General features: G+C 69.2%; 16 protein-coding genes and 1 pseudogene. 9 read left to right on the top strand and 8 right to left on the bottom strand.

What is annotated here, in order from left to right; translation table 11 throughout:
- Window positions 1–71 precede the first annotated feature (71 nt).
- From purD to rng, 6 genes are all read left to right on the top strand, one after another.
- On the top strand, window positions 72–1,352 hold the full coding sequence (gene purD / locus ACSQ3N_RS14730; RefSeq protein WP_436146665.1) for a phosphoribosylamine--glycine ligase: 1,281 nt from the start codon (window positions 72–74) through the stop codon (window positions 1,350–1,352).
- Window positions 1,352–2,332, top strand: coding sequence for an oxygen-dependent coproporphyrinogen oxidase (gene hemF / locus ACSQ3N_RS14725; protein WP_436146664.1), 981 nt, complete (start codon window positions 1,352–1,354; stop codon window positions 2,330–2,332). Before purD ends, hemF begins: the two co-directional genes overlap by 1 nt.
- A 216-nt stretch (window positions 2,333–2,548) precedes the next feature.
- Window positions 2,549–3,484, top strand: a complete 936-nt coding sequence (gene rsfS / locus ACSQ3N_RS14720; RefSeq protein ID WP_436146663.1) for a ribosome silencing factor — start codon at window positions 2,549–2,551, stop codon at window positions 3,482–3,484.
- 59 nt (window positions 3,485–3,543) lie between these two features.
- Window positions 3,544–4,011 carry a 23S rRNA (pseudouridine(1915)-N(3))-methyltransferase RlmH gene (gene rlmH, locus ACSQ3N_RS14715; RefSeq protein ID WP_436146662.1) on the top strand — a complete coding sequence of 156 codons (468 nt, stop codon included), beginning with the start codon at window positions 3,544–3,546 and terminating at the stop codon, window positions 4,009–4,011.
- Between the two features lie 104 nt (window positions 4,012–4,115).
- Complete coding sequence (locus ACSQ3N_RS14710; protein ID WP_056165602.1) at window positions 4,116–4,730, top strand: Maf family protein; 615 nt, start codon at window positions 4,116–4,118, stop codon at window positions 4,728–4,730.
- Window positions 4,731–4,905: 175 nt separating this feature from the next.
- Entirely contained in the window at window positions 4,906–6,393 is a 1,488-nt protein-coding gene (rng, locus tag ACSQ3N_RS14705; RefSeq protein ID WP_056165604.1) for a ribonuclease G, read from the top strand.
- A gap of 170 nt (window positions 6,394–6,563) precedes the next feature.
- Here the strand turns inward: rng and ACSQ3N_RS14700 are convergent, their stop codons facing one another.
- Window positions 6,564–7,172, bottom strand: a complete 609-nt coding sequence (locus ACSQ3N_RS14700) for a glutathione S-transferase family protein (protein ID WP_056165607.1) — start codon at window positions 7,170–7,172, stop codon at window positions 6,564–6,566.
- Between the two features lie 97 nt (window positions 7,173–7,269).
- Here ACSQ3N_RS14700 and ACSQ3N_RS14695 point away from each other — a divergent pair, with 97 nt between their 5' ends.
- Window positions 7,270–8,241: a helix-turn-helix transcriptional regulator gene (locus tag ACSQ3N_RS14695; protein ID WP_436146661.1), complete on the top strand. Its 972-nt coding sequence runs from the start codon at window positions 7,270–7,272 to the stop codon at window positions 8,239–8,241.
- Window positions 8,242–8,293: 52 nt separating this feature from the next.
- On the opposite strand, the gene ACSQ3N_RS14690 is transcribed toward ACSQ3N_RS14695, so the two are convergent.
- The 7 genes from ACSQ3N_RS14690 to kdpF are packed head-to-tail and all read right to left on the bottom strand — an operon-like array spanning window position 8,294 to window position 16,738.
- The gene (locus ACSQ3N_RS14690; protein ID WP_056165610.1) at window positions 8,294–9,013 is read right to left on the bottom strand and encodes a response regulator; all 720 of its coding nucleotides are present in this window, start codon (window positions 9,011–9,013) and stop codon (window positions 8,294–8,296) included.
- 10 nt (window positions 9,014–9,023) lie between these two features.
- On the bottom strand, window positions 9,024–11,825 hold the full coding sequence (locus tag ACSQ3N_RS14685; RefSeq protein WP_056165612.1) for a DUF4118 domain-containing protein: 2,802 nt from the start codon (window positions 11,823–11,825) through the stop codon (window positions 9,024–9,026).
- Complete coding sequence (locus ACSQ3N_RS14680; RefSeq protein ID WP_056165614.1) at window positions 11,803–12,012, bottom strand: hypothetical protein; 210 nt, start codon at window positions 12,010–12,012, stop codon at window positions 11,803–11,805. The genes ACSQ3N_RS14685 and ACSQ3N_RS14680 overlap by 23 nt, the downstream gene beginning before the upstream one ends.
- Entirely contained in the window at window positions 12,009–12,722 is a 714-nt protein-coding gene (gene kdpC / locus ACSQ3N_RS14675; protein WP_082516821.1) for a potassium-transporting ATPase subunit KdpC, read from the bottom strand. The genes ACSQ3N_RS14680 and kdpC overlap by 4 nt, the downstream gene beginning before the upstream one ends.
- A 32-nt stretch (window positions 12,723–12,754) precedes the next feature.
- Entirely contained in the window at window positions 12,755–14,821 is a 2,067-nt protein-coding gene (gene kdpB, locus ACSQ3N_RS14670; protein WP_056165616.1) for a potassium-transporting ATPase subunit KdpB, read from the bottom strand.
- Window positions 14,822–14,849: 28 nt separating this feature from the next.
- Window positions 14,850–16,643, bottom strand: a complete 1,794-nt coding sequence (kdpA, locus tag ACSQ3N_RS14665) for a potassium-transporting ATPase subunit KdpA (protein WP_056165618.1) — start codon at window positions 16,641–16,643, stop codon at window positions 14,850–14,852.
- Window positions 16,640–16,738 (bottom strand): K(+)-transporting ATPase subunit F, encoded by a 99-nt coding sequence (kdpF, locus tag ACSQ3N_RS14660; RefSeq protein WP_235507310.1) that lies wholly within the window; start codon window positions 16,736–16,738, stop codon window positions 16,640–16,642. Before kdpF ends, kdpA begins: the two co-directional genes overlap by 4 nt.
- 487 nt (window positions 16,739–17,225) lie before the next feature.
- Here kdpF and ACSQ3N_RS14655 point away from each other — a divergent pair.
- A pseudogene (locus tag ACSQ3N_RS14655) lies at window positions 17,226–18,199 on the top strand (quinone oxidoreductase family protein).
- Window positions 18,200–18,287: 88 nt separating this feature from the next.
- Window positions 18,288–19,241 (top strand): LysR family transcriptional regulator, encoded by a 954-nt coding sequence (locus ACSQ3N_RS14650; protein WP_056165620.1) that lies wholly within the window; start codon window positions 18,288–18,290, stop codon window positions 19,239–19,241.
- The last annotated feature ends 111 nt before the right edge of the window (window positions 19,242–19,352 follow it).

Genomic DNA, 19,352 nt, shown 5'->3' with positions numbered 1-19,352 from the left:
ACTGAGATCGAGATGTTTTTCCCGAACCCTGTACGTGGCCCAACGCCGCGCCAGAGGTTCACAAAGGTTCTATGAAAGTACTTGTGATTGGTGGCGGCGGCCGTGAACACGCAATGGCCTGGAAACTGGCCCAGTCCCCCAAGGTCACCAAGGTGTTCGTCGCGCCTGGCAATGGCGGCACTGCGCTCAACGCCAAGCTGGAGAACGTGGCCATCACCGACGTGCAGGCCCTGCGCGTCTGGGCACAGGAGCAGAAGATCGCCCTCACGGTGGTCGGCCCCGAGGCGCCCCTGGCCGCTGGCGTGGTGGATGAATTCCGCGCGCACGGCCTCAAGATCTTCGGCCCCACGCAGGCGGCCGCCCAACTCGAAAGCTCCAAGGCCTTCAGCAAGGCCTTCATGCGCCGCCATGGCATCCCCACGGCCGACTACGACACCTTCACCGACCCGGCAGCCGCCCACGCCTTCGTGGACCGCCTGGGCGCGCCCATCGTCATCAAGGCCGACGGCCTGGCGGCGGGCAAGGGCGTGGTCGTGGCCATGACTCTGCAGGAGGCCCATGACGCGGTGGACTTCATGCTGGTGGACAACAAGTACGGCGTGACGCACAACGAGGGCGGGGCGCGCGTGGTGATCGAAGAGTTCCTCGAAGGCGAAGAAGCGTCCTTCATCGTGCTGTGCGACGGCAAGAACGTGCTGGCGCTGGCCACCAGCCAGGACCACAAACGCCTGAAAGACGGCGACGAAGGCCCCAACACCGGCGGCATGGGTGCGTATTCGCCCGCGCCCGTGGTCACGGCCGACGTGCACGCCCGCGCCATGCGCGAGATCATCCTGCCCACCATCCGCGGCATGGAAAAGGACGGCATCCCGTACACCGGCTTTTTGTATGCCGGGCTGATGATCGACGCCAAGGGCCACCCCAAGACGCTCGAATTCAACTGCCGCATGGGCGACCCTGAAACCCAGCCCATCCTGATGCGCCTCAAAAGCGATTTCAGCGACGTGATGGCTGCGGCGGCCGACGGCAAGCTCGACCAGATGGAGCTGCAGTGGGACCGCCGCACCGCGTTGGGCGTGGTCATGGCCGCCCACGGCTACCCTGAGAACCCGCGCAAGGGCGACGCCATCACCGGCCTGCCGCAGGACGCGGACGATGCGGTGGTGTTCCATGCCGGCACGCAACTGCAGGACGGCGTGGTCAGCGTGACCGGCGGCCGGGTGCTGTGCGTCACGGTGCTGGCCGACAGTGTCAAGCAGGCGCAGCAGCGGGCGTACGACGTGGCGCGCGGCATCCAGTTCGACGGCGCGCAGTACCGCCGCGACATCGGCTTCCGGGCGCTGAAGAGCTGATGGCGGGCGCACAAAGCCTGAACACGGTCGACACGGTGGAGCAGGTGCGCGGTTACCTGCAGGGTCTGCAGGCGCGCATCACCGGTGCGCTGGAGACCGTGGAAGGGCCGCAGGAGCAGGGCGGCGCGCGCTTCCTGGCCGACGCCTGGCGCAAGGCACCCGGCGAGCCGCTGCAGGGCGACGGCATCACCAAGATCCTGGAAAACGGCCGCGTGTTCGAGCGCGCGGGCTGCGGCTTCAGCCATGTGCGCGGCCCCCAGCTGCCGCCGTCGGCCACGCAGCACCGGCCCGAGCTGGCCGGCGCGCCTTTCGAGGCCCTGGGCGTGTCGCTGGTGTTCCACCCCCGCAACCCGTATGTGCCCACGGTGCACATGAACGTGCGCATGATCGCCGCCGGCCACCCGGGCCAGGCGCCGACCTGCTGGTTCGGCGGGGGCATGGACCTGACGCCGTACTACGGCTTCGAGGAGGACGCGGTGCACTTTCACCGCACCTGCCGCGATGCGCTGGCGCCCTTTGGCGACGACAAGTACCCGCGCTTCAAAGCGTGGTGCGACGAGTATTTCTACCTCAAGCACCGCAGCGAGCAGCGCGGCGTGGGCGGGGTGTTCTACGACGACTTCTCGGAGCTGGGCTTCGCGCAAAGCCTGGCCATGACGCAGTCGGTGGGCGACGCCTTCCTGGCGGCCTACCTGCCCCTCGTCGAGCAGCGCCAGCACATGCCCTACGGCGAGCGCGAGCGGGACTTTCAACTCTACCGCCGCGGCCGGTATGTCGAGTTCAACCTGGTGTGGGACCGGGGCACGCATTTCGGCCTGCAGTCCGGCGGGCGCACCGAGTCCATCTTGCTGTCGATGCCGCCGCTGGTGGCCTGGTCGTACCAGCGCTCGGACGCCGCCGACTCTGCCGAAGCGCAGCTGGCGCAGCGGTTCCTGGTGCGGCGCGACTGGCTGGGCAGCGGGGCGCAGGCAGGTGCCTGACGCCCGGAAGATGTTGCTGAAGATGGCCCGAAAGGCGCGAAAGCTATAATTTCAATAGCTGTGTGCGCTTTTCACAAAAGCGCCAGAGGCCAAAAACACCGCGAACTGCCGCAGCGCCCCAGCGCGACACCGGCGCAACACCCAAGGCGCAGCCCCACTGGCTGTGCGCCGCGTTGCACGCTATATTGATTCCATTCCCTCTCTATTCACCACCTGATGACCACCTCCACCAAATCGGAATCCGCCGCCAAGAAAGACGTTACCAAGCTCCAGCGCGCCATCGTCGATGGGCTGGAGGACGTCAAGGCGCAAGACATCCAGGTCTTCAACACCGAGAATCTCTCGCCGCTGTTTGAACGGGTGATCGTGGCATCGGGCACCTCCAACCGCCAGACCAAGGCGCTGGCCGCCAGCGTGCGCGACGCGGTGAAGGAAGCGGGCTTCTCCAAGCCCCGCATCGAAGGCGAAGACAACGGCGAATGGATCATCGTGGACTGCGGCCCGGCCGTGGCGCACATCATGCAGCCCGCCATCCGCCAGTACTACCGCCTGGAAGAACTGTGGGGCGAAACCCCCGTGCGCCTGAAGCTGGGTGCCGCCAAGCCGGTGTCCAGCGCCGCCGCCGATCTGGCCGAAAAGAAGTCGGCCCAGAAGGCCGCCAAGGCCGCAGCGAAGACGCCTGCCAAGACGCCAGCCCGCAAGGCTGCTGCAGCTCCGACCGTGGCTGCCCGCTCCGGCAAGGCCACTGTGAAGGCCGTGGCCAAGACGGCGGCCAAGGCCGCCCCGGGAGCGCCCACCAAGTCGGCAGCCGCCAAGCCATCGGCAAGGCCGGCCGCCAAGACCAGCGCGGCCAAGCCCGCGGCCCGCGCCGGCAGCAAGCCAGCGGCCAAGACGGCCCCAACCAAGACCACCGCCAAGACGGCCGGCAGCACCACAGCCGCCAAGAAGCCATCGGCCCCCAAGACCCCGATCAAGACCGTGGTCGTGAAGCCGGGCGGCGCCAAGAAGCCCGCAGCCGCCAAGTCGACCGGTGCCAAGGGTGCAGCAGCACCCGCACGCGGCGCCCCCCGGTCTGCGGCCGGTGCCCCGGCCAAGGCAGGCGCCAAGCCCGCGGCCAAGAAGTCGCCATCGCGCAGCGGCGGCCGGGCCTGACGGCCGGGCGGCACGGCTGAGCTGACGGGCGACGCAACCCTTTTCGGTAACGCATTCGCATGAGACTGCTGATCGTGGCGGTGGGCCAGCGCGTGCCCGACTGGGCGCAGACGGCCTACGACGACTATGCCAAGCGTTTCCCGCCCGAGCTCAAGGTGGAGCTCAAGGCCGTCAAGACCGAGCCGCGGGGCTCCAAGACGCTCGAGACGCTGTACGCCGCCGAGCGCGAGCGCATCGAGGCGGCCATACCGCGCGGCACGCGCGTAGTGGCGCTGGACGAGCGGGGCACCAACCTCACCACCAAGGCGCTGGCCGAGCGGCTCAAGGGCTGGCAGCTGGGCGGCGACGACGTGGCGCTGGTCATCGGCGGCCCCGACGGGCTGGACCCGGCCTTCCGCCAGGGCTCACACGAGCGCATCCGCCTGTCGGACCTGACCTTGCCCCACGCCATGGTGCGCGTGCTGCTCATCGAGCAGCTGTACCGTGCCTGGTCGGTGAACGCCGGCCACCCCTACCACCGCGAATGAGCAGGCCGGAGCGCACCATGTCCCACCTGCTGTTTGCTATTGATGTGATAGCTGCCAGCGCTTGATGGATCAGCGCTGGGGCCGATTTTTGATCGAATCTGTTCATGCCTGACTTCCTCTACCTCGCCTCCCAGAGCCCGCGCCGGCGCCAGCTGCTTGAACAGCTGGGCGTGCGCCATGAACTGCTGCTGCCCAATGTCGACGGCGACGAGCCCGAGGACGCCGAGGCCATCGAGGCCGTGCTGCCCGGCGAGGCGCCCACGGCCTACGTCGAACGCGTGACCGGCCTCAAGCTCGACGCCGCCGTGGCGCGGCGGGCACGGCGGCAACTGCCCGATGCGCCCATCCTGTGCTCCGACACCACCGTGGCCCTGGGCCGCACCATCTACGGCAAGCCCGACGACGCCGCGCACGCCGCGCGCATGCTGGCCGAGCTGGCGGGGCACGAGCACCGCGTGCTCACGGCCGTGGCGCTGCAGGTGGGCACCAAGCGGCTTGCGGCGCTGTCGGTGTCGCGCGTCACCTTCGCGCCCATGACGGCGGCGCAGATCAATGCCTATGTGGCCACCGGCGAGCCGCTGGGCAAGGCCGGCGCGTACGGCATCCAGGGCCGCGCGGCCGCGTATGTGGAACACCTGGCAGGGAGTTATTCGGGCATCATGGGGCTGCCCATGTACGAGACGGCGCAACTGCTGCGCGCAGCCGGTTTTGCCGTCTAGTGGCGCTTTGACGCACCCGGCAAACCCCCGCGTTTCTCCCGCCCCCTGAGCCCGCCCGACAGCTGTGGCCCCCACAAAGCCACCAGTGCTCGGCGGACCGGCAAAGACGTGATGGTGGGGGCGTGAACGGAGCCAAAGCCCGGCAGCGACCATAACCAAACATAACGACAACGCCATGCAACAAGACATCCTGATCAACTGGTCTCCCCAGGAAACCCGCGTGGCCATCGTGGAGCACGGCGCGGTGCAGGAGCTGCACATCGAGCGCACGCTGGAGCGCGGCCTGGTCGGCAACGTCTACCTGGGCAAGGTGTCGCGGGTGCTCCCGGGCATGCAGTCCGCCTTCATCGACATTGGCCTGGAGCGCGCGGCTTTTTTGCACGTGGCCGATGTGTGGCACCGTCAGCCCGACGGCGAGCCGCCAGCATTCGCCCGCAAGACCGAGCCGCAGATCCCGATCGAAAAGCAGGTGTTCGAGGGCCAGTCCCTCATGGTGCAGGTCATCAAGGACCCCATCGGCACCAAGGGCGCGCGCCTGTCCACGCAGATCAGCATCGCCGGGCGCCTGCTGGTGTTCCTGCCGCAGGACGACCACGTGGGCGTCTCGCAGAAGATCCCCGGCGCCGAGCGCGACGCGCTGCGCGCACGCCTGCAGGCGCTGGTGGGCGACAAGTCCACGGGCGGTGGCGGCGGGTTCATCCTGCGCACCAATGGCGAAGACTCCACCGACGAAGAACTGGCCGAAGACATCGCCTACCTGCGCAAGACCTGGGCGCGCATCAAGGAGGCATCGCTCAAGCTGCCCGCCATGTCGCTGCTGCACCAGGACCTGGACCTGCTGCAGCGCGTGCTGCGCGACTTGGTGGGCGACCACACGCAGACCATCCGCCTGGATTCGCTGGAGCAGTTCCAGCGCCTGCGCGCCTTCGGGCAGGAATTCATGCCCGCGGCCGCCCCCAAGCTGCAGCACTACAAGGGCGAGCGCCCCATCTTCGACCTGTACTCCATCGACGAAGAAGTCGCCAAGGCCCTGGGCCGGCGCGTGGACCTGAAGTCGGGCGGCTACCTCATCGTGGACCAGACCGAGGCGCTCACCACCATCGACGTGAACACCGGTGGCTACGTGGGTGCGCGCAACTTCGACGACACCATCTTCAAGACCAACCTGGAGGCGGCGCAGGCCATTGCGCGCCAGCTGCGGCTGCGCAACCTGGGCGGCATCATCATCGTGGACTTCATCGACATGGTGCAGGCCGGCCACCAGGACGCGGTGCTGACCGAGTTCAAGAAGCAGCTCTCGCGCGACCGGGTCAAGACCATGGCGGGCGGCTTCTCGCAACTGGGCCTGGTGGAGATGACGCGCAAGCGCACCCGCGAGTCGCTCGCCCACATGCTGTGCGAGCCCTGCGAAGCCTGCCAGGGCAAGGGCAGCGTGAAAACCGCGCGCAGCGTCTGCTACGACATCCTGCGCGAGATCCTGCGCGAAGCCCGCCAGTTCAACCCCCGCGAATTCCGCGTGGTCGCCTCGGCGCGCGTGGTGGAGCTGTTCCTGGACGAAGAGAGCCAGCACCTGGCCGGGCTGTCGGACTTCATCGGCAAGCCCATCTCCCTGCAGGCCGAGAGCGCGGTGGGGCAGGAGCAGTACGACATCGTGCTGCTGTAGCGCCGCTGCATCATCACAGGCCTGCGCAAACACTGACGGTCGGCGCTGCCACAGCGCTTCTTGAAAAAAGAGACCGTTCACACTGAGCGTGTCGAAGCGCCGCGCGACGCTTCGGCCAGTCTGTTGAACGGCTCGTCCCGGCGGATCGGCGGAGCGACCGCCAATCCGTCTTACGACTCGATCTGCATCGCCGGCCGCGCCTGCACCCGCGCCAGCCAGGCCTGCACGTGCGGGTGCTCACTCACCGGTGCGCCCAGAAACACGCTGTAGCCGAGCACCGAGCCGACGACCAGGTCCACCAGCGAGTAGTCGGCGCCCAGCATCCAGGGCTGCTTGGCCAGGCGCGCGTCCAGCACCGCCAGCAGGTCATTCAGGCCCGCCTTGGCGGCCTGCGCATGGATGTCGCTGTGCAAAGCCTCGTCGCCCCGCGTGGCCACATTCAGGCGCACCATCAAGGCGCCGTAGGTCACATACGACCATGCACACCACGACAGCGCCTGCAGCGCCTCGGGCGTGCCCGCCGCGGGCCACAGACCGCGCTCGATGCCAAAGCGGTGGCCCAGCCACATATGGATGGCCAGGGTCTCGAACATCGGGGCGCCGTCCACCGTCAGGGTGGGGACCTTGCCATTGGGATTGAGGGCCAGGTACTCCGGGCGGTGCTGTTCGCCGGTGCGGATGTCGACCTTCACGCGTTCATGCGGCACGCCCAGTTCGGCCAGGGCGCAGGCGATGGGGCTGGCGCTCGACATGGGGTGCCAGTAGAGAACGATGGACATGGGAAAACTCCTTGAGGTGGTTGTGGAAGAAAAGGTGTCTCCACTGTAGAAACCATTGCGGACAGTTTCGGTCCTCAATAAAAAGTACAGTGGCGCCATGCTGAGTTCATCGACGCGTCTTTTGCGGCTGCTTTCCCTGCTGCAGACCCGCACCCACTGGATGGGCCCCGAGCTGGCCGAGCGCCTGGAGGTGCACCCGCGCACCGTGCGGCGCGATGTGGACCGCCTGCGCCAGTTGGGCTACCCTGTGCATGCCAGCAGCGGCGTGGCGGGCGGCTACGCCTTCCGGGCCGGGCAGGCGCTGCCGCCCTTGCTGCTGGACGACGACGAGGCCCTGGCCGTGTCGATTGCGCTGCGCACCGCCACGGCGGGCGCGGTAGGCGGCATTGAAGAGCCTGCGCTGCGGGCGCTGGTCAAGCTGGAGCAGGCCATGCCTGCGCGCTTGCGCAAGCGGGTGGATGCGTTGCGCTCGGTCATCGTGCCGCTGGACCGCATCGGCCCGGTGGTCGAGGCCTCGGTGCTGGCCACGCTGGCGACCGCTTGCCGCGACCAGCTGCGCACCGCGTTCCACTACGAAGACGCCCAGGGCCGCAGCGCGCAGCGCAGCGTGGAGCCGCAGGGCGTGGTGCACACCGGCGAGCGCTGGTACCTGGTGGCCTGGGACTGCGTGCGGGGCGACTGGCGCACCTTCCGCATCGACCGCATCGTGGGCGACCCGCAGGTGGGCGCGCATTTCGCGCCGCGGGCATCGCCCGATGGCGGTGATCTGAAGGGCTATGTGGCGCGCTCCATCTCGGCACCGCCGCATGCCGAGCAGGCTCGCGTCGTGCTGCATGCGCCCTACGCCGTCATGTCACGCCGCATCCCGCAATTTGCGGGCGTGGTGACATCGCTGGAGGCGGGGCAACGCTGCCAGCTGGCCTGCGTTGCCAGCGACTCGCTGGTGTACTGGCTGATGGCACTGGATGTCGAATTCGAGGTGCTCGCGCCGGTCTCTTTGACGGAGCGGTTGCGGGTGGCCGGCGAGCGGGCCTTGCGGTGCACGGCTTCGCAGGCTGGCGGACGCTGAGCGATCCAGGCTGCCGAGCCCGCCTACAGGCCCGCTGCGGTCGCTACGGTCGCTACGGCACGAACCGGTACCCGATCCCCGCCTCGGTCACCAGGTGCCGGGGCATGGACGCGTTGTCTTCCACCTTCTTGCGCAGGTTGGCCAGGTGCACGCGCACGTAGTGCGTGTCCTCGGCGTGGCCGGGGCCCCACACGGCCTTGAGCAGCTGCTGGTGGGTGATGACGCGGTCGGGCTGGGACGCCAGGTGCGTGAGCAGCTTGTATTCGATGGGCGTGAGGTGCAGGGCTTCTGCGCCGGTTTCGCCGATGTCGCCGGTGCGCCGCTCGACTGTGCGGCGGACCAGATCGACCGTGATGTCGCCGAAAGTGATGAGTGGTTGGGCCGCTGCGCCCGCAGGCGTCTGCCTGCGCCGCAGTTGGGCGCGCACGCGGGCCGTGAGCTCGCCGGAGCCGAAGGGCTTGACGAGATAGTCGTCCGCCCCCGCGTCGAGCGCGGCGATCTTGCTCGCCTCGGCGCTGCGGGCCGACAGGACGATGATCGGCATGGTCGACCAGGTGCGCAGTTCGCGGATCAGGTCGACGCCGTCGCCGTCGGGCAGGCCCAGGTCCATCACCACCAGGTCGGGGCGGCGCGTGCCGGCCTCGATCAGGCCGCGCTGCAGGGTGGCGGCCTCGTGCACGGTGTGGCCTTCGGTCTCGAGCGTCAGCCGCACGAAGCGGCGGATGTCGGCTTCGTCTTCGACGATGAGGATGTGGGTGGCCAGCTCGGTCATGGTGAGTGCGTCAATGGGGCAGTGGGGCGGGGTCGGATGCACCGGCGGTGGTCGGTTCGGCCTGGGCCGCCGCGTCATCGGCACCGGTCTCGTCGCTGCCATTGTCGGACGGTGGCGTGCCCAGCGGCAGGGTGATGGTAAAGCGCGCGCCCGCGGCCAGGCCGCCTGCCGCATCCATCACCGTGTCGCCATGGATGGTGCCGCCGTGCGCCTGCACGATGGCGCGGCAGATGGCCAGTCCCAGGCCGACGCCGGGGGTGGCGCTTTCGCGGCTGCCGCGTTCGAACTTCTCGAACAGCAGTTCTTCCCGGCCGCGCGGCAGGCCCGGGCCCTGGTCGGTGATGGTCAGGGCCGCGGTATCGCTGTGCGCCTGGGCGCCGATGGTGATGGCGGAGCCGGGTGGCGTGTACTTGGCAGCGTTTTCCAGCAGGTTCACCAGCACCCGCTCCATCAGTACGGCGTCGAGGTGCAGCAGGGGCAGGTCGGGCGCCAATTGCACCTGCACCGGCCGGCCTGCGAGGGACGGGCCCACGGCGGCCAGGGCGCTGCCCACGGTTTCTTCCAGCGGCTGCCAGGCCTTGTTGAGCTGCACCGCGCCGGCCTCCAGGCGGGCCATGTCCAGCAGGTTGTTGACCAGCGCGTTCATGCGCTGGGCGGACTGGCCGATGGCCTGGGCCACCCCCTGCTGCGCGGCGGGCAGCGGCGGCTGCAGCATGCCCAGCGTGTCGGCCAAGCCGACCAGCGAGGCCAGCGGCGTGCGCAGGTCGTGCGAGATGGCGGACAGCAGCGAGTTGCGCAGCCGCTCCGACTCGATCTGCACCGTGCTCTTCTGCGCCACGTCGATGTAGTGGATGCGTTCGAGCGAGATGGCCAGCAGCGAGGCGCAGGTCTCCAGCAGGCGACGCTGCTCGGTGCCCAGGGCCTGCCCGTCGGGCGGCGCCACCACCAGCACGCCGCGAACGCGCATGGGGGCCTTCAGGGGCAGCACCAGCGTGGGGCCCGAGGGCAGGGTGTTGGTGCCCCGGCCCGCGGGCTCGCCGCGTTCGAAGGCCCACTGCGCCACGCCCAGGTCCACCGGCGCGGTGGCGCCGGGCAGGGTCTGCAGGTGGTTGTCGTCGTCGGCCGCCAGCAGTGCCGAGCCCGCGCCGAATTCGCCCACCAGGAAGCGCGCGCCGATCTCGGCCACCTGCTCGGGCAGCAGCGCGGCCGACAGGTCCCGCGCCATGTCGTAGAGGCTGCGCACGCGGTGTTCGCGCCGCGTGGCGGCTTCGGCCTGCACCTTGAGCCCGGCGGTGAGCTGCCCAACCACCAGGGCCACGACCAGCATCACTGCAAAGGTGACCAGGTACTGCGCATCGCTGACCGCCAGGTTGAAGCGCGGCGGCACGAAGAAGAAGTCGAAGAACGCCACGCCCAGAAAGGCCGCCAGCACCGCCGGGCCGCGCCCGTAGACCAGGGCCACGCCCACCACCACCAGCAGGAAGAGCATGACGATGTTGGTCAGCTCCAGCACTTCGACCAGCGGGGTCACCAGCAGTGCGGTGACGCCGCAGATCAGCGCCGCGGCGATGTAGCCCGGCCATGACCAGCGGTGGCTGGCGGTGTCGTCCGACGCCAGCGCTGCAGCGGCCGGGCGCTGGCGGGCTGAGGGGCCGGCGTCGCCCACCTGCAGCAGGTCCAGGTCGCTGGCCTGCTGGGCGATCTGCTCGGCCATGGTGCTCTGCCAGGGCCAGCGCTTGGCGGACCGGCCCACCACCAGCCGTGCCAGGTTGTGCTCGCGCGCGTGGCGCACCAGTGCGAGCGCGGCCTCGGGCGCCGACAGCGCATAGGTGCTCGCGCCCAGCTCCTGCGCCAGCTTCAGGGTGCGCTCCACCCGGGGCTGGACGGTGGCGCTGTGTTTTTGCAGGGCGGGTGTCTCGACGTGGACGGCATGCCAGGGCAGCTCCAGCTGGGCGGCCAGGCGGGCGCAGCTGCGCACCACTTTCTCACCGCCTTCGCCGGGGCCCACGCAGGCGAGCAGTGCCTCGCGGTTGGGCCACACGGGGGTGAAGGTGGCGGTGCGTGCGGCGCTGGCGCGGCGGTAGGCGCGCATTTCGTCGTCCACCCGGTCGGCCGTGCGGCGCAGGGCCAGCTCGCGCAGCGCGAGCAGGTTGCCTTTGCGAAAGAAGTGGCCGGCTGCGCGCTCGGCCTGCTGGGGCAGGTAGACCTTGCCGGCTTTGAGGCGCGCCAGCAGCTCGTCGGGCGGCAGGTCCACCACCACGACTTCGTCGGCGTCGTCGAAGAACTTGTCAGGCACGGTCTCCCACACGCGGATGCCGGTGATGCCGTTGACGATGTCGTTCAGGCTCTCCAGGTGCTGCACGTTCATCGTGGACCACACGTCGATGCCCGAGGCCAGCAGCTCCTGGGCGTCCTGCCAGCGCTTGGGGTGGCGCGATCCGGGTGCGTTGCTGTGCGCCAGCTCGTCCAGCAGCACCAGGCCGTCGGGGTGCTGCGCGCCCCAGGCCAGGGCGGCATCCAGGTCGAACTCGGGCAGCGTGCGGTCGCGGTACGGCATCTGGCGCAGCGGCAGGCGCTGCAGGGTCTGCGCCTGGGCCTCGGTGTCGGTGCGGCCGTGTGTTTCGACCACGCCGACGATGACGGGCAGGCCCTGCGCCTGGGCGGCGCGGGCGGCCGACAGCATGGCGTAGGTCTTGCCCACGCCCGCACAGGCGCCAAAGAAGATCTTGAGCCGGCCCCGGTGGGCCTGCGCGTCTTCGCTGTGCATCTGCTGGAGCAGGGCGTCGGGATCAGGGCGGATTGCGTCGTGCATGCCGGTCCAGGGGGTGGGCAAAGTCGTTGGCGTGGTGGCGGTGGGGCAGTGCTGCATTGTCGTGCAGCGACGGGGTTGCCGGCGGGGTAGCGGGCGCCGCGCGCTGCCGAGTCAGCAGCCAGGCCAGCAGCATCGGCACGGCGATCACCAGCACGGCCAGCAGCAGGGCCGTCAGCATGTCGGTCATGGCTTGCTGGTGGTGGTGGCTGCGGCTGCGGTGGGCGCGAGGGCGTCCAGCGCCAGGTTGAGCTGCAGCACGTTCACGCGCGGCTCGCCCAGAAAGCCACCCCAGGTGCGTTCGGTGTGCTGCTCGACCAGTTGCTGCACGCGGTCGGCGGGCAGCCCGCGTTCACGCGCCACGCGGCCTGCCTGGTAGAGCGCTGCGGCCGCGCTGATGTGTGGGTCGAGCCCGCTGGCCGACGTGGTGACGAGGTCGGCGGGCACCGGTGCGGTGTTGCCGGGGTCGGCTGCGCGCAGGGCCGCCACGCGCTGCTGCACCGCTTCGGTCAAGGCCGGGTTGGTGGGCGCGAGGTTCGAGCCGCCCGAGGCCGCTGCGTTGTACGGCATGGGCGCCGTGGCCGACGGGCGGCCCCAGAAGTGCCCCGGTGCGGTGAACGACTGCCCGATGAGTTCGGAGCCCACGGCCTGGCCGTTGCGCACGATGAGGCTGCCGTTGGCCTGTTGAGGAAACGCGGCCTGCGCCACGCCGGTGACGGCCAGCGGGTACAGCAGCCCGGTGACGACCGAGAGGGTGATGAACAGCACCAGGGCAGGCCGCAGCAGCCCAGATGACGGGGTTGCCGGGGCGGCGCTGCGTGCGGCAGAGGCGGCGGTGGATGCAGTATGGGATGCTGTATGGGATGCAGTAGTGAATGCAGTGGTGGATGCGGTGGTCATGAGGGTATCTCCAGAAGATGGGTGGCAGGGGCTCAAACCATGCCGACGGCAGCCAGCACCATGTCGATGGCCTTGATGCCGATGAAGGGCACGACCACGCCGCCCAGGCCGTACAGGGCCAGGTTGCGGCGCAGCAGCGCGGCGGCGCCCACGGCGCGGTAGCGCACGCCCTTGAGGGCCAGCGGGATCAGGAACACGATGACCAGGGCGTTGAAGACCACCGCCGACAGGATGGCCGAGCTGGGGCTCGCCAACTGCATGAAGTTGAGCGCCGACAGCTGCGGGTAGGTGGTGACGAAGGCCGCCGGGATGATGGCGAAGTACTTGGCGATGTCGTTGGCGATGCTGAAGGTGGTCAGCGAGCCGCGCGTCATCAGCATCTGCTTGCCGGTCTCCACGATCTCGATGAGCTTGGTGGGGTTGCTGTCCAGGTCCACCATGTTGCCGGCCTCCTTGGCGGCCTGGGTGCCGGTGTTCATCGCCACGGCCACGTCGGCCTGGGCCAGGGCGGGCGCGTCGTTGGTGCCGTCGCCGGTCATGGCCACCAGCTGCCCGGCGGCCTGGTAGCTGCGGATGAGCTGCAGTTTCGCTTCGGGCGTGGCCTCGGCCAGGAAGTCGTCCACGCCGGCCTCGGCGGCAATGGCGGCGGCCGTCAGGCGGTTGTCGCCGGTCACCATCACGGTCTTGATGCCCATGCGGCGCAGTTCGGCAAAGCGCTCCTTGATGCCGCCCTTCACCACGTCCTTGAGCTCCACCACGCCCAGCACATGGGCGCCGTCGGCCACCACCAGGGGCGTGCTGCCGCGGCGCGATACGTCGTCTACCGCGGTCTGCACGGCGGTGGGGAAGCGCCCGCCAAGGGCCTCCACATGCTTGCGGATGGCGTCGGCCGCGCCCTTGCGCAGCAGGCGCGGGCCGGGCAGATCGACTCCGCTCATGCGGGTTTGCGCGGTGAAGTGCACGAACTGTGCGCCCAGGGCTTCGATGTCGCGCTCGCGCAGGTTGAACTTCTGCTTGGCCAGCACCACGATGCTGCGGCCCTCGGGCGTTTCGTCGGCCAGCGAGGCGAGCTGGGCAGCGTCGGCCAGGCCCGCATCGGTCACGCCGGGGGCCGAGATGAACTGGCTGGCCTGGCGGTTGCCCAGGGTGATGGTGCCGGTCTTGTCCAGCAGCAGCACGTCCACGTCGCCTGCGGCCTCCACCGCGCGGCCGGAGGTTGCGATCACGTTGGCCTGCATCATGCGGCTCATGCCCGCCACGCCGATGGCGCTGAGCAGGCCGGCGATGGTGGTGGGGATCAGGCACACCAGCAGCGCCACCAGCACCACCAGGCCCACGGGCTGGCCCTGGCCGGTGGCGGCCACGCCGAAGATGGAGAACGGCAGCAGCGTGGCCACCACGCCCAGGAACACAATGGTCAGCGCCACCAGCAGGATGGTCAGCGCGATCTCGTTGGGCGTCTTCTGGCGCTTGGCGTTTTCGACCATGGCGATCATGCGGTCGACAAAGGTCTCGCCCGGGTTCACGGCCACGCGCACCACGATCCAGTCGGACAGCACGCGGGTGCCGCCGGTCACGGCGCTGAAGTCGCCGCCCGATTCGCGGATCACCGGGGCGGATTCGCCGGTGATGGCGCTTTCGTCCACCGAGGCCACGCCGTCGATCACCTCGCCGTCGGCCGGCACGGTGTCGCCGGCCTCCACCAGCACGATGTCGCCCTTGCGCAGGTTGTCGGCTTCGAGCGGCAGCCACGTCATGTCGGTGCGCGGGGTGGTGCGGTCGAAGTGGCCTTCGAGCTTCTTGGCCCAGGTCTGCTTCTTCAGGCCGCGCAGCGACGCGGCCTGGGCCTTGCTGCGGCCCTCGGCCATGGCCTCTGCGAAGTTGGCGAACAGCACCGTGACCCACAGCCACAGTGCCACGGCGGCGGTGAAGGCCTGCGGCTGGCTGGCCGCCAGCGCGGTGGTGAAGGCGCTGCCCACATACACCACGAACATCACCGGATTGCGCCATTGCACGCGCGGGTCCAGCTTCTTGAAAGCCTCCAGCAGCGCGGGGCGCACCAGGGCGGGGTCCAACAGGGTCAATGTTGTGCGGCTCATGGCAGTTTCCTTTTTTCTTGTTGTCCGTTCAGCGAACCCACAGCGCCAGGTGCTCGGCCACGGGCCCCAGCGCCAGCGACGGCACGTAGTTCAAGAGGCCCACCAGCAGCACCACGCCGGCCAGCAGCGCCACGAAGAGCGGGCCGTGGGTGGGCAGGGTGCCGTCGGTGGCGGCGGTGCGCTTCTTGGCTGCCAGTGAGCCGGCCAGGGCCAGCACCGGCACGATCACGCCAAAGCGCCCGAGCCACATGGCCACGCCCAGCAGCGTGTTGTAGAACGGCGTGTTGGCAGACAGCCCGGCAAACGCGCTGCCGTTGTTGTTGGCGGCGGACGACAGGGCGTACAGCACCTCGGAGAAGCCGTGGGCGCCAGGGTTGGGGACGCCGGTGCGGCCGGCCTCGGTCATCACCGCCACGGCAGTGCCCAGCAGCACCAGCAGCGGGGTGACGAGGATGGCGATGGACACGAGCTTCATCTCGTGCGACTCGATCTTCTTGCCCAGGTATTCGGGCGTGCGGCCGATCATGAGCCCGGCGATGAACACCGCCATGATGGCGAACACCAGCATGCCGTACAGGCCCGAGCCCACACCGCCGAACACCACCTCGCCCATCTGCATCAGCGCCAGCGGCACCATGCCGCCCAGGGGCGTGAAGCTGTCGTGCATGGCGATCACCGCGCCGCAGCTGGCCGCCGTGGTGATGACGGCGAACAGGGCGGACGTCACGATGCCGAACCGCGTCTCCTTGCCTTCCATGTTGCCGCCCGCCTGCAGGCTGCTGGCCGCCTGGTCCACGCCCAGCGATGCCAGCAGCGGGTTGCCCTGCTGCTCGAACGTGGTGGTGGCGATCACGGCCACGACGAACAGCAGGCTCATGGTGGCCAGGATGGTCCAGCCCTGGCGCTCGTCGCCGACCATGCGGCCGAACACCAGGCACAGCGCCGCGGGGATCAGGAAGATCGCCAGCATCTGCAGCAGGTTGCTCGCGGCCGTGGGGTTCTCGAACGGGTGGGCCGAATTGGCGTTGAAGAAGCCGCCACCGTTGGTGCCCAGCATCTTGATCGCCAGCTGCGATGCCACGGGGCCCATGGCCAGCGTCTGCGTGGCCTGGGTGGCGGGCTCCGTCACGGCCGCACCCTGGGCGTCCAGCAGGGGCTGGCCGGCGGCGTCGACCTTGGGCGCCTCGTAGTTCAAGGGCTCGATCGTGTGCACCTCGGTGTAGGGCGACAGGTTCTGGATCACGCCCTGGCCGGCAAACACGACGGCCAGCACCAGCGACAGGGGCAGCAGCACCCACAGCGTGGCGCGGGTCAGGTCCACCCACACGTTGCCGATCCCTTGGGCTGAATGCCGCGCAAAGCCGCGCACCAGCGCCACCACCACCGCGATGCCGGTGGCGGCCGACAAAAAGTTCTGCACCGTGAGCGCGAGCATCTGCGTGAGGTAGCTCATGGTGCTCTCGCCGCCGTAGCCCTGCCAGTTGGTGTTGCTGACAAAGCTGATGGCGGTGTTGAAGGCCGAGTCCGGCGTGATCGCGCCCATGCCCTGGGGGTTGAGCGGCAGCACGCCCTGCAGGCGCTGCAGCGCATACACGGCCAGCAGGCCCAGGCCGTTGAACAGCAGCAGGCCGAGCGCATAGCGCAGCCAGCCGCTGTCCTCCGCAGGGTTCACGCCCGCCAGCTTGAACAGCGGCGATTCCAGCCGGCGCCCGAGCGCAAAGCGGCCGCTCATCACCGCATCGATGGCACGGGCCAGGGGCCATGCCAGTGCGAGCAGCAGTGCCATGAACACTGCCAGTTGAAGCCAGGCACCGGTGCTCATGAAAAGTCCTCCGGGCGCAGCAGCACTGCGACCAGGTACACCAGCAGCGCCAAGGCCAGCACGGCCGCGAGGATCATCCAGCCGCTCGTCATCATGACCGCCCCCCCTGACCGCGCGCCTGCAGCCGGGCACAGCCCCGGGCAAGCCCGTAGACCGCGAGCCACAGCAGGCCGCCAGCCACCATAAAAATCCAGTCCATGTCCTTCTCCTTGAAAGCCTTGCGGCATGCCTCCGATGCTAGGAATCGGCGCATCAAGATGCCCGCAAGAGTGCAGGGCGGGGTATCAAGAACGCATCAAGACGGAGGGTGCGGCGGCTGGGAGGGGCTACGGGTCGTTGTGAGTGTTTGCTATTAAAAATGTAGCTGCTGGCGCTTGCTGATCCAGCGGTAGGGACAGTTTTTATGCACAAATGGTGCTCGGCGCGAGAGTGTTAGGCGCCGCAGACCGCGCGCTCGCCCCGGCAGCCCCGTTGCTGCACCGCATGCACGGGTCAAATGCACCTGCCCGGATTGTTCGGCGCGGCACCCGAAATTACGCTTGCGGCATGGAACCCAACGACAAGGAAAAACCCATGCACCCCATGCACCAGATAGTGCGGATCGATGCCGCCGGCGGGCCCGACGCCCTACGGCTGGAGGTGGCGGAGCCCGAAGTGCCCGGCCCCGGCCTGGTGTGGCTCGCGCAGGCGGCCATCGGCGTGAACCCGCTGGACGTGAGCCAGCGCAAGGGTGCGGTGCCCATCGCGTTCCCGTCCGGCCTGGGGCTGGAGGGCGCTGGGCACGTGGTGGCCGTGGGGCCGGGGGTGGCGAATGTGGCGGTGGGCGACCGTGTGGCTACGCCACCGGGCCGCTGGGGGCCTATGCCAGCGCGCGCTTGTTCCCGGCCGAGCGGCTGGTCAGGCTGCCCGATGCGCTGGGGCTCGACGAGGCGGCGGTGGTGCTCTTCAAGGGCATCACGGCGCAGTATCTGCTCAAGACGACGTATCCGGTAGCACCAGGCTCGAAGGTGCTGATCTACGGGGCCGGCGGCGCACTGGGCCAGTTGATGTGCGCGTGGGCCCGTCACCTGGGCGCCTTTGTGATGGGCGTGGTCTCCCGGCCCGAGACCGTGGAGCGCGCCCGGGCGGCGGGCTGCGACGCGGTGTTCGTGTTCGACCCCGCCACGCTGGCGGGCCAGGTGCGCGAGGCCACCCACGGCAGCGGGGCCGACGTGGTGTACGACCCCATCGGTCGGGCCACGCTGGAAGCCTCGCTCGACAGCCTGCGTCCGCGCGGCCTGCTGGTGTCCTTTGGCGCCACCTCCGGCGTGCCTGCGCCCATCGAGGTGGGCACGCTCAATGCCAAGGGCTCGCTGTTCCTCACGCGCCCCTCGCTGGCCGCGCACACGGCCACGGCGGCGGAGTACCAGGAGCGCGCCCAGGACGTGCTGCACGCCGTGGCGGCCGGCATCATCACGCCGCGCATCTGGCGCCGCTACGCGCTGGCCGATGTGGGCACCGCGCACGCCGACCTGGAGCAGGGGCGCTCGCAAGGTGCGATCATCCTGGCTCCTTAGAACTTGCTCAAGATCTTTTCGGGGACCCTGAAAAGATCTTGAACAGGTTCTTAACCTCTTTGCTCCCCCATGGCGCTTTTGACACCCGATGGACCTGCCCGACAGCCAGCACGCCGATGAACTGGCCACCCTTCTTGCCCTGAGCGACGCGGGTTCGTTTGCGGCGGCGGGCCGCGCGCTGCAGCGCCACCCCTCGGTGCTGTCCAAGCGCCTGAACGCGCTGGAGCGCCGCCTGGGCGTGAGGCTGGTCGAGCGCACCACGCGCCAACTGCACCTGACGGACGCCGGCCAGCGCCTGGTAGAGAAGGTGCGCGAGGCGACGGATTTGATCGCACAGGCGGAGAAAGAAGCGGCCGACGGTGCAGCGCAGGTGCGCGGGCGGCTGCGCATATCGGTGCCTGCCGCCATGGGGCGGCGCCTGCTCAGCCCGATGGTGGCCGAGTTTGCGCTGGCCCATCCAGAGGTCACGCTGGAGCTGGAGTACGCCGACCGGCTGGTGGACATCGTGGGCGAACGCTTCGACGCCGCGGTCCGCATCGGCCAATTGGCCGACAGCCGGCTGGTGGCCACGCGGCTGTGCAGCCACCGCCGCATCATGGCGGCGGCACCGGCCTACCTGGCAAAGCACGGCACCCCGCAGCTGCCCGCAGACCTGGCGCAGCACAACTGCCTGGGCTTCACCGGCCTGCAGTCGTACCCGGAATGGCAGCTCACGCAGCCGGGCGCGAGCCACAGCGTGGTGGTGCGCGGCTCGCTGGTCAGCAACGACAATGAGGCGCTGCTTGCGGCTGCCCTGCTGGGCGTGGGCATCCTGGCGGGTGGCGACTGGTTGATCAACCCCGGCATCGCATCGGGCCAACTGGTGCAGGTGCTGCCGCAGTGGCAGCTCAATGCCGACGCGGGGATCTACCTGGTGCGGCCCTCGGCCCGGTTCAGCACGGCGGCGATGGCGGCCTTTCGCACGTGGGTCGTGGACTGGTTTGCGGCGCGGGCGGGCAAGGCCCTGGCTGAGGCGGACGCTGCCGTGGACGCGCTGCGGTGAACGGCCGTGCTGCTTTGCGGCGTTGCGTTATCGACTTTTTCTTCTTCCCTCGGGCGCAGATGCCGCCCTGTGCTTTTTCTTTCATTGATATTCCATGACCCAGGCCAAGCC

Source organism: Acidovorax sp. LjRoot194 (assembly GCF_964253015.1).
Taxonomy (GTDB): Bacteria; Pseudomonadota; Gammaproteobacteria; order Burkholderiales; family Burkholderiaceae_C; genus Acidovorax.
This window is presented reverse-complemented; position numbering and strand designations above follow the sequence as displayed.